The organism is Pseudoxanthomonas sp. CCNWLY206-1, assembly GCF_039710385.1.
GTDB lineage: Bacteria > Pseudomonadota > Gammaproteobacteria > Xanthomonadales > Xanthomonadaceae > Pseudoxanthomonas_A.
On the sequence record NZ_JBDKXI010000006.1, the window covers coordinates 47,238 to 62,123 of the forward strand.

At 62.7% G+C, this 14,886-nt stretch carries 7 protein-coding genes; 1 reads left to right on the forward strand and 6 read right to left on the reverse strand.

Going from position 1 to position 14,886, the window contains the following annotated elements:
* Positions 1-15 precede the first annotated feature (15 nt).
* Entirely contained in the window at positions 16-1,905 is a 1,890-nt protein-coding gene (mnmG, locus tag AADW18_RS14175; protein ID WP_337344042.1) for a tRNA uridine-5-carboxymethylaminomethyl(34) synthesis enzyme MnmG, read from the forward strand.
* 791 nt (positions 1,906-2,696) lie between these two features.
* Here mnmG and AADW18_RS14180 read toward each other — a convergent pair.
* The 6 genes from AADW18_RS14180 to glyS all read right to left on the reverse strand — a co-directional run bounded on the left by AADW18_RS14180 (position 2,697) and on the right by glyS (position 14,849).
* A complete protein-coding gene (locus AADW18_RS14180; RefSeq protein WP_337344043.1) occupies positions 2,697-4,841 on the reverse strand; it encodes a S46 family peptidase in 2,145 nt (714 codons plus the stop codon).
* Between the two features lie 72 nt (positions 4,842-4,913).
* Entirely contained in the window at positions 4,914-6,020 is a 1,107-nt protein-coding gene (locus AADW18_RS14185; RefSeq protein ID WP_337344044.1) for a winged helix DNA-binding domain-containing protein, read from the reverse strand.
* 106 nt (positions 6,021-6,126) lie between these two features.
* Positions 6,127-6,834: an SIMPL domain-containing protein gene (locus tag AADW18_RS14190; RefSeq protein ID WP_337344045.1), complete on the reverse strand. Its 708-nt coding sequence runs from the start codon at positions 6,832-6,834 to the stop codon at positions 6,127-6,129.
* A 36-nt stretch (positions 6,835-6,870) separates the two neighbouring features.
* On the reverse strand, positions 6,871-10,689 hold the full coding sequence (locus tag AADW18_RS14195) for a translocation/assembly module TamB domain-containing protein (RefSeq protein ID WP_337344046.1): 3,819 nt from the start codon (positions 10,687-10,689) through the stop codon (positions 6,871-6,873).
* Positions 10,686-12,503 carry an autotransporter assembly complex family protein gene (locus AADW18_RS14200; RefSeq protein WP_337344047.1) on the reverse strand — a complete coding sequence of 606 codons (1,818 nt, stop codon included), beginning with the start codon at positions 12,501-12,503 and terminating at the stop codon, positions 10,686-10,688. Before AADW18_RS14200 ends, AADW18_RS14195 begins: the two co-directional genes overlap by 4 nt.
* A gap of 249 nt (positions 12,504-12,752) precedes the next feature.
* Positions 12,753-14,849, reverse strand: a complete 2,097-nt coding sequence (gene glyS / locus AADW18_RS14205) for a glycine--tRNA ligase subunit beta (protein ID WP_337344048.1) — start codon at positions 14,847-14,849, stop codon at positions 12,753-12,755.
* Between the last annotated feature and the right edge of the window lie 37 nt (positions 14,850-14,886).

The following is a 14,886-nucleotide window of genomic DNA, read 5'->3' on the forward strand; positions in this document are numbered from 1 at the left end:
ATTCTTATGAACATCATGAAAGACCGCTTCCATCACCACGATGTGATCATCATCGGTGGCGGCCACGCCGGCACCGAGGCGGCGCTGGCTTCCGCCCGCGCGGGTGCCCGCACGCTGCTGCTGACCCACAACGTGGAAACCGTCGGCGCTATGAGCTGCAATCCCGCCATCGGCGGCATTGGCAAAGGCCACCTGGTCAAGGAAATCGATGCGCTGGGCGGCGTCATGGCCTGGGCAGCAGACCGTGCCGGCATTCAGTGGCGCACGCTCAATGCCTCCAAAGGGCCGGCAGTACGCGCCACGCGTTGCCAGGCCGATCGCGCGCTGTATCGCAGCGCCATTCGCCGAGCGGTGGAATCGCAGGAAAACCTGACGATCTTCCAGGCCGCGGTGGATGACCTGATCATCGAAAACAACACGGCATGCGGCGTTGTTACCCAGACGGGTTTGCGCTTTGATGCTCCGGCCATCGTGCTGACTGCGGGTACCTTCCTGGCCGGCAAGATACACGTCGGTGAAACCCAGTACGCCGCCGGCCGCGCGGGCGATCCGCCGGCCACGGCGTTAGCGCAGAAGCTGCGCGAGGGCCTGTTCGTGGTGGATCGTTTGAAGACAGGCACGCCACCGCGCATCGACGGGCGTTCGCTGGATTACTCGGTGATGGAAGAGCAGCCGGGCGACGACCCGCTGCCTGTGATGTCGTTCATCGGCGATAGGGCGGATCATCCGCGCCAAGTGTCGTGCTGGATCACTCACACCAGCGAGCGCACGCACGAAGTCATCCGCAGCGCGTTGCACCGCTCGCCGCTGTACACCGGGCAGATCGAAGGCATCGGCCCGCGCTATTGCCCTTCCATCGAAGACAAGGTGGTGCGTTTCGCGGAGAAAGCCAGCCATCAGATCTTCGTCGAGCCGGAAGGACTGGACGTGGTGGAGATCTATCCCAACGGCATTTCCACTTCGCTGCCATTCGACGTGCAGTTGGAGCTGGTGCGCAGCATTCGCGGTTTCGAGAACGCGCATATCACCCGTCCCGGCTACGCTATCGAATACGACTTCTTCGATCCGCGAGGGTTGAAGGCTTCGTTGGAAACCAAGGCCGTGGCTGGTCTGTTCTTCGCAGGGCAGATCAACGGCACCACCGGCTACGAGGAAGCTGCCGCGCAAGGTCTTGTCGCAGGGCTCAATGCTGCGCGCTATACACAGCAGAAGGAAGCGTGGTCCCCGCGTCGCGATGAAGCCTATATCGGTGTTCTGATCGACGACCTGATCACCCACGGCACCAACGAGCCTTACCGCATGTTCACCAGCCGCGCCGAATACCGGCTGCAGTTGCGCGAGGACAATGCAGATCTTCGTTTGACAGAAACCGGGCGCGAACTAGGGCTGGTGAACGACGACCGCTGGGGCAAGTTCGAACGCAAGCGTGAGGCGATCACTCGCGAGACCGAACGGCTGCGTGGCCTGTGGGCGACGCCTGGCAACGCGTTGGGGCGCGAGGTGGAAACCACGTTGGGCATCGCGGTCAGCCGCGAAACCAACGTGCTGGACCTGATCAAGCGGCCCGAGCTGGACTACAAGAAACTGATGCAGGTACCCACGTTGGGGCCCGGTGCCGAGGATGCCAAGGTCGCCGAGCAAGTCGAGATCGGCGTCAAGTACGCCGGGTACCTGGATCGCCAGCGCGATGAAATCGAACGCCAGCAGCGCCACGAAAGCACCGCGATACCGCAGGACTTCGACTACACCGCCGTGCGCGGCCTGTCCGCCGAAGTGCAGCAGAAACTGGAACGCGTGCGCCCGCAAACCGTCGGCCAGGCCCAGCGCATTCCCGGCATGACACCAGCCGCTATGTCGTTGCTGCTGGTGCATCTGACCCGGGCACGGCGCAGCAAGGTGGCTTAGAGTCCGAGTGGTTGAATCTTTGCAGTCGCGACGCGACTCGCGATGAAGCTTTACCGGTAGCGCCCCATCGCGACTCACGTCGCTCCTACAAAAGCGAGGATTTTTGCCGCGGCGGTTGCTCTTGTAGGAGCGCCGTCCCGGCGCGAGCTCTTCGCTTCTACCGCGATCTGACGGAAAGCTCGCGGCGGGACGCCGCTCCTACAAAAGCGAGGATGTTTGCGGGGGCCGTTGCTCTTGTAGGAGCGCCGTCTCGGTGCGAGCTCTTCGCTTCTACCGCGACCTGGCGGGAAAGCTCGCGGCGGGACGCCGCTCCTACAAAAGCGAGGGTGTTTGCCGCGGCGGTTGCTCTTGTAGGAGCGCCGTCTCGGCGCGAGCTCTTCGCTTCTACCGCGATCTGACGGAAAGCTCGCGGCGGGACGCCGCTCCTACGAAAGCGAGGATGTTTGCGGCGGCGGTTGCTCTTGTAGGAGCGCCGTCCCGGCGCGAGCTCTTCGCTTCTACCGCGATCTGACGGAAAGCTCGCGGCGGGACGCCGCTCCTACGAAAGCGAGGATGTTTGCCGTGGTGGTTGCTCTTGTAGGAGCGCCGTCTCGGCGCGAGCCCTTCGCTTCTATCGCGACCGGACAGGAAAGCTCGCGGCGGGACGCCGCTCCTACGAAAGTGAGGATGATTGCGGGGCCGTTGCTCTTGTAGGAGCGCCGTCTCGGCGCGAGCTCTTCGCTTCTACCGCGACCTGGCGGGAAAGCTCGCGGCGGGACGCCGCTCCTACAAGAAACGGAAAGCTACGGTGTCTATTCCGCATCAACACCCATTTCCTTCAGCAAGTGCGGCGCCGGGTACACCTTATCCATCAGCCAGCGGATGTAGCGGGTATCCACATGTACCGCGCGTTTGTAGCGCGAGTCGAACATCCAGCTGGCGCTCACTGATTCCCAGTTGCTGTCGAAGTTGAGTCCGATCAGTTCCGCGCGCGCATTGAGTACTGGTGAGCCGGAGTTGCCGCCGGTGGTATCCAGGTTGGTCAGGAAGTTCACCGTCTGCGTTTTCAGTGCGGGATCGGCGGTTCCGGTGAAATCGCCTTTGGCGATCGCATCCAGCAGCGGCTTGGGTGCATCGAAGGGCACTTGGCCGGTGTTCTTCTCGACGATGCCCGCGACGGTCGTGACAGGCGTGTAGACCACGCCGTCGCGTGGCGAGAAGCCATCCACTTTGCCGTAGCTGATTCGTAGCGTGCCGTTGGCGTCTGGATAAAGTGCACGGCCCTGCTGCTTGCGCCAGGCGAACAGCGCACGCATGTAGGCCGGGCGCAGGCGCAGCTGTTCGCCTTCGCGCGTCTTGCGCTCGTGCTCGATGCGCAGTTGCGCTGGAATCAACCTGGCGGCCAGGTCGGTCAATGGATCGGCGGCAAATGCCTTGCCTTCGCGTGCGGCCTGGAAGCGGGACAGGCGCTGGCTTTCTTCGCCCAACGAAGTCCCCGCGTAAAGCGACTCCAGGACCTTGGCCAATTCAGCCGGGGTGCGGCCGAAAGCAACGTCGAATTCCGGTATGCGTTGCGTCTCCGGGAGCTGCTGATAGCGCGTCAACAGCGCGGTGAGCAGCGTCTTCTCGACGGCGGGCGAGTAGCGACGCTGCACCTGTTTCAGCATGCCCTCCAGCATGGCGTGATCGCGTGCCTGGTAGTTGCTTTCGCGTTGCGCATCCGGTTTGGCGGACTCAATGCGCAAGCGGGCCAACGTCAACGCCGAACGCATCAATTGGGTCTGGCTACCGAAAAGGCCGAGTAACAACTCTCGCTCACGTACCGCGGAGGCTTCCGCCAGCGATGCCTGAAGCGAACCGATGTCCCGCCGTTCGCTGTCCTTGGTGGCGGCCAACATCCCGCGCTCGTCGTCGGCACGCACGTGGACCGCGTCACTGCGACGCAGGCCCTCCAGCTCGCCCGCATAGCGCTTGGCGCCGTTCTTGAGGGATTGCAGCTGCGCCGCATAAAGCGTCTTGTCCGCGGGGTTTTTCTTGCCCGCGGCTTCCACGATATCGATCAGTTGATTCAGCACTTCAACCTGCGCCGGCAGTTTCCAATTGACTTGTTCGTCGAACTCGGCAGCGGTGCGATGGCGGTAGGTGGTGCCGGGATAGCCCGCCAGCATCGCGAAGTCGCCGGCCTGCGGACCGTCCTTCGCGATGCGCAGATGCGCCGGCGCACGATACGGCACATTGTCGGCGCTGTATGCGGCAGGTTTTCCGTCTTTGTCCACATACGCGCGCAGCAAAGTGAAGTCGCCGGTGTGGCGCGGCCACATGAAGTTGTCGATCTCATCGCCATAGTTGCCTATGGCGCGAGGCGGCGCGTAGACCAGGCGGATATCGCGCAGCTCGAGCTGTTTGATGCGGTAGAAGTCGGTGCCGTAGTACATGTTGGCAACGCTGCAGCGCATGCCTGCTTCCCGCTCGCACTCAGCCACGATGTTCTTGCTGGCCCGGTCCACTGCATCGAAATATTCCCGCCCCCGCTTGCCGGCGGCGTCCTTCAGCACCGTATCGGTGACTTTGTCGAAGCCTACGGTCACCAGCACGCGGTAATCCGGATTGGCCGGCAGCTCCGTGGCGCGGTCGGCGGCAATGAAACCGTCATCGATCAGATTGCGGTCGGGCTTGCTGTTGTACTGGATGACCCCATAGGCGACATGATGATTGGTTAGCACCAGTCCGTCTTCCGACACGAATGAACCTGTGCCGCCACCGGCTCTCACCACCGCGCTCAATGGCGGCTGGGTGACATCGGCCAGTGATGCAGGATCGCCTTCGAACCCTGCACTGCGCAGCGGCTTGGCCAGTTCCGGCAGTTGCGAAGGCATCCACATGCCTTCGTCGGCGTGGGCCGGCAGGGCAAAGGCGACGCTTAGAGCGAGTAGCGACAGCGAAGGCTTGCTGATCATGCTTTGGTTCCGATCTGAGGCAGTGGCGACGATACCGTTCGGTCCCGAAGTGAGGCAATGAGTACGCGGCCGCTAAAGCATACGTACCGGTGAATCCAGGAACCGGCCAATGCGTTGTGAAGCGGCGGCTATCCCCGCGCGCTCCTGCTTCTTCAGTGGGCGCAGCGGCGTGACGCTCATTGCGACGCCTTGCTTGTCCATGCTGCGCTTCCAAAGCCCGCTCACGCGTCCCTCGATGACGATGTTGGAAGCGAATATGCCGTTGACGCCGATCACTTGCTTCGTATGTGCTGGATCGAGCGCGGCGCTACGGTCCTTGTAGCCCACCAAGTATTCGTCGAACGCAGGCAAGAGGTGAATGGCCGCGGCTTCCACATCTACACCCGCCGCAGTGGTAGTGCCGGGATCGAACCAATAGATCGCATCGCCGATGGATTCCTGCTGCAAGAACGGTTTCGCCAGTGCCAGTGCGGCCTGCACGTCTTTCAACGTCAGTCCGGACCACCAGGCAAGGTCTTGCACCGTCGCCGGGCCATGGCCGCGAAAGTAACGCAGTCCGAGTTCGCCCAACGCCTGCTCGCGCGACAGATCGGCGGATTTCGGCACCCACGCATCCAGCAGAACGAACGAAGGCTGTTTGCCGATGCGCGGACCTTGGCAGATGGTGCCTTCCTGCGCCAGTCGCCCCAGGATGTGCAGGCTGCGCTGCGCGGATGTGCCCTGGCCAGCTTGCTCGAGGATGGCGTACAACGCGCTACGTGTTTGCGGCTGACCGTCCGCCAGCGCGCGAGTAATGATCTTGCGGCATTGCGTCAGTGATTTCGTGTCGAGTCCGAATTCGCGTTCGAGCCGCGCCGCGTTGAGCGAGATGACGCGCGTCGCCATCAGCGACAGCATCCAGCGCACGTCCGCTGCCGCGACCAGATGCAGCGTGCCGCGCATGGGCCAAGTGCGGATGATCTCGCGATTGGCGATCGCCTGTTCGACGTCCGCCTGCGTCGCCTCCGTGGTGCGCAACCCGATCGCCCACAACGCGGACTGATAGTCCTGAGCCTGCACCGCGCCGAGATGCTTGACTACTTCGCTGGCACCGGCGGGTATCGGCAGCGCTATGCGTTGATTGAGCAGGCGCTGGGACGCGAGTCCGTTGGCGAAGGGAGATTTCGGTTTCGGCGCCATGGGAATACCGGATTGATATCTTGCCCAAAAAGAGCATGAGTGAAGTGCGGCCACCGACGGGCTTGCGACAACTATCGCAGCCGTCGGTGACCCGCGCTGTGCGCAATCAGCGCGTTAGTTCGAAAACCGCGCTGACGGTTTCGCTGTATTCCACGGTGGGTTGCAGGTAGCGCCCGCCTTGTTGGCGGTGGCTGCCGGTCACCAGGACGCTGTCCAGCGGTCCAGAAAACCAGCCATTGCCTTGGCGCGAGCCGATGCTGTCGATGCTGTAGATGGCGCCGAGCTTCGCACCGAAGGCGACGGCCATTTCATTGCCTTTCTCACGCAGATTGTTCACCGCCTTCTTTTTCGCGTCGGTGCGTAGTTTGGCGGCCTGCGTGGACTCAAGCGTCACCTGGAATATCGAAGCGCCTGTCGCCAAGCCGAAATCGAGGAACTCGTTCAGTCGTTCCATGTCTTGAAGAACCACGGTGACGTTGCGTGTGGCCACAAAACCATTGGATATGCGGCGATCATTCTTGTCGTGCAGGATGTCCTCACTCGTGGTCAGGTCCGAAGCGCGAACGTCATCGCTGGCAATGCCGAACCGGGAGGTACCGTCCAGCAGGTCATTGACGTGTTTGTCGACCGTTTGTTTGGCAGGCAATGCCTGCTCCGCGCGCTGCTCGAAATGGAAGACGATCCTGGCGCTATCCGGCTTGACCGAAACCTTCCCTTCGCCCGAAACCACGATATGCGGGCCATCCGGCAACGGAGTGCCGGCGACGACAGCCCATGGGAATAACAGAACCAGAACTCCGGCAACAAGACGCATAGCGATCCTCGCAGTGGTGGTTGCGCCGAAGTGTAACTATTTCTCTTTACGCCAGTTGATGGACGCCCGGTTTTCAATCGTGCTGGATTCGACTTCGACGTTGAAGCCTTTGCGCAGGAGATATTTCAGGGTGACCGCGGAACCCGAGCCGACCACCGATACGCCATAACTGACGTACAGGCGCGGCGACAGGTACTTGCCCACGCCCAGCACCGAGCCGCCCAGCGTGCGCGATTCCAGCACGCCGGCGTCGTCCAGGCCGATCTTGGCACCCAGCTGGGAGGCCACCAGTCCGGCGCCCGCGGACAATGCCGACGAGGCCGCGCTGATCCGCTGGCTTTCATCGCTACTGGCCGTATTGAGGGAACGGCCCAATACCAGATAAGCCAGCGCTTCGGATTCAGCCATGGCGGGATCGGACCACACGTTGGCACGCGGTGCGCCGGCGCGGCCGGTCACGTCGATACCGGCGGTGACATTCGCGCTGGCGATTTCACGTTCGGCGCGAATATTGATGCGCGGATCGGAAACCGCGTTGTTGCTCCAGGTCAGCTCGCCGCGTGTGATCAGCAGCTTCTGTCCGTACGCCTCGTACCGGCCGTCCACGTCCAGACGGCCGGTGGCCACCATCTCGCGCCCCGGTCGCGAGCGCACCCGCAATGTGCCTGCCAGCGAGCCGTCCAGGCCGTAGCCTTTCAGCTTCACTTGATCCGTCAGCGTGATACCCAGATCCAGGTCGAGGCGCGAACTGGGTTCGCGCTCCGGATCCGCCGGATCCAGCACCACGACGTCTTCCGATGCGGATACGCCTTGGTCAAGCCGCTCCACATCGATGTTCGCCGACGGTACGCTGACTTCTCCGCGCACCTGGATGGTGTTGTCGGCAAAACCCACCTGGATGTTGGGCGAAGCGACCGCGCGCAGGTCGGCGGTGTCCGACACCAGCACATTGTCGCCGCGCACGGTGAACGACAGCGGCGTGGTGTCGTTGTTCCAGCCCAGCGAGCCGTCGATGTTCAGAACGCCTTCGCCGGACGTGACACTGCCGTCGATGCGCGCGCTGCCGTCCGCCAGAGCGACCAGGTTGGCGCGGCCTTCGGTCAGCGAAATGCCCAGCGAGGGTAGCTCGCCGGTGAAGTTGGCCAGCTGCGCTTCGCCGGTCATCGCCGGTTGACCGCGAGTGCCTCTCAGGCCGATGTGGCCGGCAATCTGACCACGAGGACGCACCAGATCCGGCGACAGCAGTTCCATCCAGAACAGTCGTGAATTGTGGAAATAAAGATCGCCTTGTAGCGGCGAAAAATCGTCCCAGCCGGTGGTTACCCGCGCATCGATGTAACCGTCGCCCTTGAAGCCGGTGCCCAGGCGCGCCTGGATGCGTTGTGGATTGAAATCCGCGTCCAGGGTGAAATTGTCGTAGCGAATGATCTCGCCGCGCGCGTTGTTGCCTAGCTTCAAGCCGCCATCCAGCGAAGCCAAGCGAGCCTGTCCTTGCCAGGCGCGGCCTGCCGGTCGCAGCGTGGCATCGAGTTCGAAGTCGCCACGCAGAATCAAAGGCCGGCCGTTGCTGGGAGGTACCCACGGCTGCACCAGCGCCAGCGGCAACGCGTCGCCGCGTATCGTGATGCCCTGGCGCGGCCAGTCGGCACTGGCGCAAAGCGCACCGCCGACGTTGGCTGCCAGGCACGTGTTGGACAAGGTCCAGGTATTTCCCTTTTGGGCGAATCGCGCGGGCTCCCGCAACTGCCAGTCGCTGCCCTTGGCAGGTGTCAGTCGCAGTGTGTCCAGGCTGCCTTGCCAGTTGGTTCCGCCGCGCCGCGCACTGCCGGCCAAGGCGACCGCGCCCATCGCGCTGCGAGCCTCGCCATTCACATGCAGGTTTTCCACCGCACCGCGCGCTTCCAGACGCACGCTGTCCAGCAGCACGCCAGCCTGGATGGCCGAGGCTTGCACGGTCAGGGCACCTTCGCCGTTGCGCCAGGGCAGGCGGCCGCGCACGCCGATGCTGTCGGCGCTCCAGTCGTTCCAGCGCAATCCGCTACCGGACAAATCCGCTTCCACATTGGGCGCATTGCGCGCGCCGGTGAGCTTCACTGTGCCCGCCAGGCTGCCGCTGCTGTCCGGCAGAAGATCGTTCAAGTGCAGCGGCTGCAGTTGTGCGGCGAGGTCCAATGTGTCGCCGACGCGGCCACGCGCATCGACGTGGCTACCGCCTAGCGACAGTTTCAATTCCCCCTCGCCATTGTCGCCCTGCAACGCGAAGCGCCCGCGAGCATCCAACGGCCGATCACGCAGGCGGCCTGTCAGCTTGGGCACGTCCAAGGTCGCCTGGTAGCCGCCGGCTTCGCGCTCCTGTCCCTGCGTCGCCAGCTGACCGGACACGTTGCCTTTCCATCCAGCGAAGAAATAACCTGGATCGAATCCGGCCAGCTGCGCGTCCACTTTCCAGTTCAGGACCGGCGCCCAGCCGACCTGTCCTGTTGCCTGCAGCGTGCCGGTGGGCATGCGAGCTTGCAGCTTTTTCAACAAGACGCGGTCGGCGTTGCCATGGCCCTCAAAGTCGACCACGGCTTTTTCACCGGCGCGGGTTAGTTCGGCTTTTCCGATGGCGGCCCAATTCTCGAGTTTGCCGGCGAATCCAAAATCGGCGTTGGCACCAACGGCGGTTTCGGCTTCGGCACCCCAACGCAGGCCGTTGGCATTGATCGAGAACTTGAAGTCCGGGTTTTCCGGAACCTTGAAGTCCGCGCGACCACGCAGGATGGCCACGCCATCGAAGACGCGTACCCGCAGCGGTTCCACCGTCAGCACTTCGTCGGCAATGGCGATCTGCGAAGGATCGATGACCACAACCATATCGCCCTGTTCGATGCGGCCTTGCAGGCTCGCCTTGCCGCCCGCGCCATCGGCCTTTACATCGAACGCCAGCGGCGAGCTTTCTTCAGCCAATCCGAGCGTCGCCAAATCCAGCGATTCGGTATTGCCCTTGAGGTGCCAGGTGGGACGTTCTTGCCCGCGCACCGTCACCGTCACACGGACGGGAGCCGGGGCATTCCCTACTATCGCGGCATCCATCGCATCTATGTCACCGCGTGCCACCAATCCCAGCCGTGCCGGCGCGCGCCCGAGTGTAGTTGGGGACAGGTTGGTGGGGAAAACGGCAGTCGCTGTCAGGTCGGTCCGATAGTCGTTTCGCGGCGCGTAGCTGCCGTGCACACCAAAAGCGCCGCGATCACTCGCAATGGATATTTTTTCGGCATGAAAATAGCCATTGCCGATATCGATGCCGCCGCGTGCGCGCGCGATATTGATGGTCGGTTTGCCGGACTGGTTGATCGCGAAACCGTCGATGATCAGACGATCCGCTTGGATGGCCAGCGGCATTTCTATTTGCGGCAGCGATTCGGGCCAGCTCGGCAGCTCGAAAGGCTCATCGGTCTCCGGTACGTCCAGACGTGCGTTATGGATTTCCAGCGAGTCCAAGCGCAGGCGCTTGCCCAGCAGTGGACGCAGGTCCGGGTCGAGGTGGACACGTTCGGCGCTGAAATGGATTTTGTCCCAGCGCAAGTCAACGCCGTGCAAGGTCAACGGTCCGGCCAACGGACCTTCGACGCGTTGCCAGGTCAACGATGAATTCGCGGGTAGGCGCGCCATGATCTGCCCCAGCAGCACGTCGCGGCCAGCCACGGTCTGCAGCAGCCAATAGAGGCTGATGCACACCAACACCGTCAGCGCCACCGCGCCTATCGCGCTGCGCACGGCAAGTACGCGCAGGCGTGCCCTGCGACGCGCGCGCAGTTCCGCGATGTGCGCTTCGCGCTCTTCCGGCGTGATCGTTTCGCCCGGCCGGCTCACAAATCCACTCCGATGTTGAGATAGATCTGAAATTGCGAATCCGGGTCATCCAGTCCATGCGCGATATCGATACGCACGGGGCCCACTGGCGAACGCCAGCGCGCACCAAAGCCGATGCCGGTGCTCAGCTTGAAGCTGTTGCCTTCGGTTCCGTTGTCGCTATCGGCCGCTGCGCCGCCCCAGGCACTGCCGGTATCGACGAATACCGCGCCGCCCCAGGCACCGCCGCCAGGGTAGTACTCGTATTCGGCGCTGCCGGTCGCCACGTTCTTGCCGCCCAGTGAGTACTTGCCCCGGCGGGGGCCGACTTCGCGCCAGGCATAGCCGCGGATGCTGTTGTCGCCGCCGGCAAAAAAACGCAGCGATGGCGGCATGTCCACCAGTGCGTTGGTGAACGTCTGGCCGTACTCGGCACGCACGATGAAAACACTGTTGGTGCCGAATTCGCGTGACCAGCGGGCGCGCGTATGGAGTTGAAAGAAGTTGGCGTCCGAGCCCGCGCCTTCCAGCCCGCCGCGCAGCAGCACCGAGCCGGTCAGCCGTTCGGGAGCGTTGGAGCCGACCGGCGTGCTGACATAGTTGGCCTGTATCGATGGATAAGTGAACGTGGCATAGCGATAGGGCGCCGTATTCTCTTCCGGCTCCGATCCTTCTTCCACGTATCTCCAGCGTTCGCGCACGGCGTGGATGGAGGCGATCGCCGTCCAATCGTCGTCGAGTTGTCCACTGCGGCTGCCGATCAATTCCAGGTGGCGCAGATCGATGTAATCGGTTTGTTCGTCACTGGCCTGCAGTGCCACCGTGTACCAGCCATCCAGCCATTTGAATGCGGGAATGCGGTACTGGGTCAGCAGCGTTTTGCGCTTCTGCGCATAGTCCAGCTGTGTGGACAGTTTATGCCCGCGCGAATTCAGATAGCGGCGGTCCAGTCCCAGCCGGATACCGGCGCCGCTTTCCGTGCCATAGCTAACGCCGGCGGTATAGATATTGCGCTTGGCCAAGGTCAGGTTGACGTCGATCGGTACGCGTCCTTCCACCGCCTTGTTCGGATCGGCCTGGATATCGATGGTGCTGAAATAATCCAAGCCCACCAGTGATTCGCGCAGGCGGTCCAGCTTGCCTTGGTGGAAGTAGCTGCCCTCCTCCCAGTACTCCAGCTTGTCCAGCAAGCCTGGCTCGAACTGGCTCTGATGGAAAGTGGTAGGACCCATGTCGTAGCGGATGCCGCTGGCCCAGGCGAGATGGATATCGGCGGCATGATCGGCGCGCGTGACCTCGACTTTGCGGTCGGTGAAGTCGGCATCGAAATAGCCGCGATCCGCCAGGCGCCGTACGATTTTCAGCTTGCTGGCTTCATACGTGGTGTGGTCGAAGACTTCGCCCTTTCGCGGTTGGAAGTCGGCCAGGTCCTCCTTCAAGTAACGGTCGTCGCCGCCTTCGCCTTCGATAACCAGATCGGCGCGGCGCACGCGTACCGGCTCGCCTTTGTCGATGGTGATGGTGACCGTGATGTGTTCGTCCTCGGCGCCATCGCTACGCGGCGCTTCGACGGTAATGGTGGGCGAGTAGTAGCCGAACGGTTCCAAGGCTTCACGCACTTCGTCGTCCGCTTCGCCCAGCAGATACTCCAAGCGCGATTCGCCCATCCTGCGGCCGATGGTTTCGTTCAGCGACAGCGCGGTATTGACGTTTTCCACCATCAATTCGTTGTCCAGACCTGCGATATGAATCCTATCGACGGTGGCAGCGGCCCATGCTGGGCTGCTGACGACAATTAATGTGAGAACGGCGGCGAGGTGGGGGAGTCTTCGCATCCGGGGAGGATAACCGGCGAACGGGAATTCGGGTAAAAGGAAGATGAGAAACGGACAGGAAAGGTTTGGCTGGTTCATGTGCCTCGGCGCTTCTCACATGACCGGTGAACAGTCGTTGCTCGGTGGATGGCGCTCCGCTCTACGAGAGCGCCTTTCAGCGGCTATTCGCTATCGCCTGCCGTTGCGACGGCCTCATCGATGCCGACCCAGCCCTATCGCGGGGCGCAGCTCCGCTCTACAAGAGGAGCATCAGTTCGACAGATGCTCGATGGCGGCCACCGCGCCGAAACGGTCGGCCAGTCGCTTCAGCAGCGCCAACCGGTTATTGCGCACCGCTGCGTCATCCACATTGACCATCACGCCGTCGAAGAACGCATCCACTTGCGGACGCAGGCGAGCCAGGCGGTTCAGCACCGCGACGTAATCGTGATGATGCAGGGCGTCGTCGGTGTCACCGATAGCGGCTTCCACCGCTTCCGCCAGTGCGCTTTCCGCCGGCTCGTTCAGCAGCTCGCGATCGATGGCGCGAGGAATCTCGCCCTCGGCCTTCTTCAGGATGTTGTTGATGCGTTTGTTGGCCGCAGCCAGCGCTTCGGCCTCCGGCAGTGTGGCAAACGTGCCGATGGCATCGATGCGGGTGTCGAAGTCGTACAGCGATGCGGGGCGTAGTTCGGCGACGGCATTGAAATGCTGGGTCGGTACGTTCTTATCCGCGTAGTAGCCGCGCAGGCGGTCGAGGATGAAGTCGTACAGATCGGAACCGAGCGTTTCGGTATTCCGGTCAGCCGCAGGTTGTACGCCGGCCGGCAATTTTTCCATGGCGGTGTCGATCAGCTCGCGCAGATTCAAATTGAAGCCACTCTCGATCATCGTCCGCGCCAAACCCAAAGCATTCCGCCGCAGTGCGAACGGATCCTTGTTTCCCGTCGGCTTCAACCCCGCGGCGAAACCGCCCGCCAGCGTGTCGAGCCGTTCCGCAATCGCCAGCACCTTGCCCAGTGGCGACAGCGCGATGTCATCACCGGCGAAACGCGGCTGGTAAGCCTCGTCGATAGCCAATGCGATTTCCTTTGGTTCGCCAGACACAAGCGCGTAGTGACGGCCTGCAATGCCTTGCAGTTCCGGGAACTCGTTGACCATGCGCGATTGCAGATCGGCCTTGGCCAATTCGGCAGCGCGGCGCGCCTGCACGGGATCGGCACCCACCTGCGGCGCAATCGCTTCGGCCAGTGCGGCAACGCGAGCGACCTTGTCGGCGACGGTGCCCAACTTGGCTTGGTAAGTGACGGTCTTCAGCCCTTCATTCATCGACGCCAGGCCTTGTTTGAGGTCTTCGTCGAAAAAGAACTTGGCGTCGGAAAAGCGCGGGCGAATCACACGCTCGTAGCCTTTGCTGACTTCGGCCACGTCCTGCGATTCGATATTGGCGATGCCGATGAAACGCTCGGTCAGGCGGCCACTGTCGTCCAGCACGGGAAAGAACTTCTGGTTCACTTCCATCGTTTCAATCAATGCTTCCTGCGGCACCGCCAGGAACGCTTTGTCGAAACTGCATAGCACCGCCGACGGCCATTCGACCAGGCAAACGACCTGTTCCAGGTTGTCATCGGTGATGCGTGCGCTCCCGCCGGCCTGCTTCGCCGCGCGTTCCGCTTCGCGCACGATGCGCGCACGTCGTTCATCGGCATCGACCAGCACGCGTGCGGCGCATAGTGCTTCGATGTAGTCGCTGGGTTGGCCGATCCACACCGGCTTACCGTGTTCGAAGCGATGGCCGCGGCTCATCCGGTCGCTGCGTACGCCCAGCACTTCCGCGTCCACCACGTCACGGCCCAGCAACAGCACGAGCCAGTGCACCGGCCGCGCGAAGGCGTAGTCGTGATCGCCCCAGCGCATCGGCTTGGGAATCGGCATGGAGGCGATGGCCTCGCGCACGATGTCCGGCAGCAGGTCGGCAGTTTTGGCGCCCGGCTTCACCGCGCGGTGAACGAAGCGCTCGCCCTTGCCGTCGGTGCTGCGTTCCAGCTGCGTCCATTCGATGCCGGCTTTCTGTGCGAAACCTTGCAACGCCTTGGTCGGCTGGCCATCCGCATCCAGCGCGATGTTGAGGTAAGGCCCCAGCACTTCCGATTTCTGTTCCGGTTGTTCGATTGCGACGCCTGGCAACAGCACGGCCAATCGGCGAGGCGTGTACAGCGGCTTGGCGTCGCCACGTTCGAACGCGACACCGCGCTTGCTCAATGCGTCGACCACGCCGTCGAAGAATGCCTGCGCCAGCCCGGGCAATGCCTTGACGGGAAGTTCTTCGGTACCGAGTTCGATCAGCAGGGGTTTTTGTTCGCTCATATCAACAAGCCTTGTAAAGCGGTTCACTTCTCTCTCT

Excerpts from the sequence above, each read along its gene's own strand:
- mnmG (WP_337344042.1), top strand. The coding sequence starts at position 16 with ATGAAAGACCGCTTCCATCACCACGATGTGATCATCATCGGTGGCGGC.
- AADW18_RS14180 (WP_337344043.1), bottom strand. The coding sequence starts at position 4,841 with ATGATCAGCAAGCCTTCGCTGTCGCTACTCGCTCTAAGCGTCGCCTTT.
- AADW18_RS14185 (WP_337344044.1), bottom strand. The coding sequence starts at position 6,020 with ATGGCGCCGAAACCGAAATCTCCCTTCGCCAACGGACTCGCGTCCCAG.
- AADW18_RS14190 (WP_337344045.1), bottom strand. The coding sequence starts at position 6,834 with ATGCGTCTTGTTGCCGGAGTTCTGGTTCTGTTATTCCCATGGGCTGTC.
- AADW18_RS14200 (WP_337344047.1), bottom strand. The coding sequence starts at position 12,503 with ATGCGAAGACTCCCCCACCTCGCCGCCGTTCTCACATTAATTGTCGTC.
- glyS (WP_337344048.1), bottom strand. The coding sequence starts at position 14,849 with ATGAGCGAACAAAAACCCCTGCTGATCGAACTCGGTACCGAAGAACTT.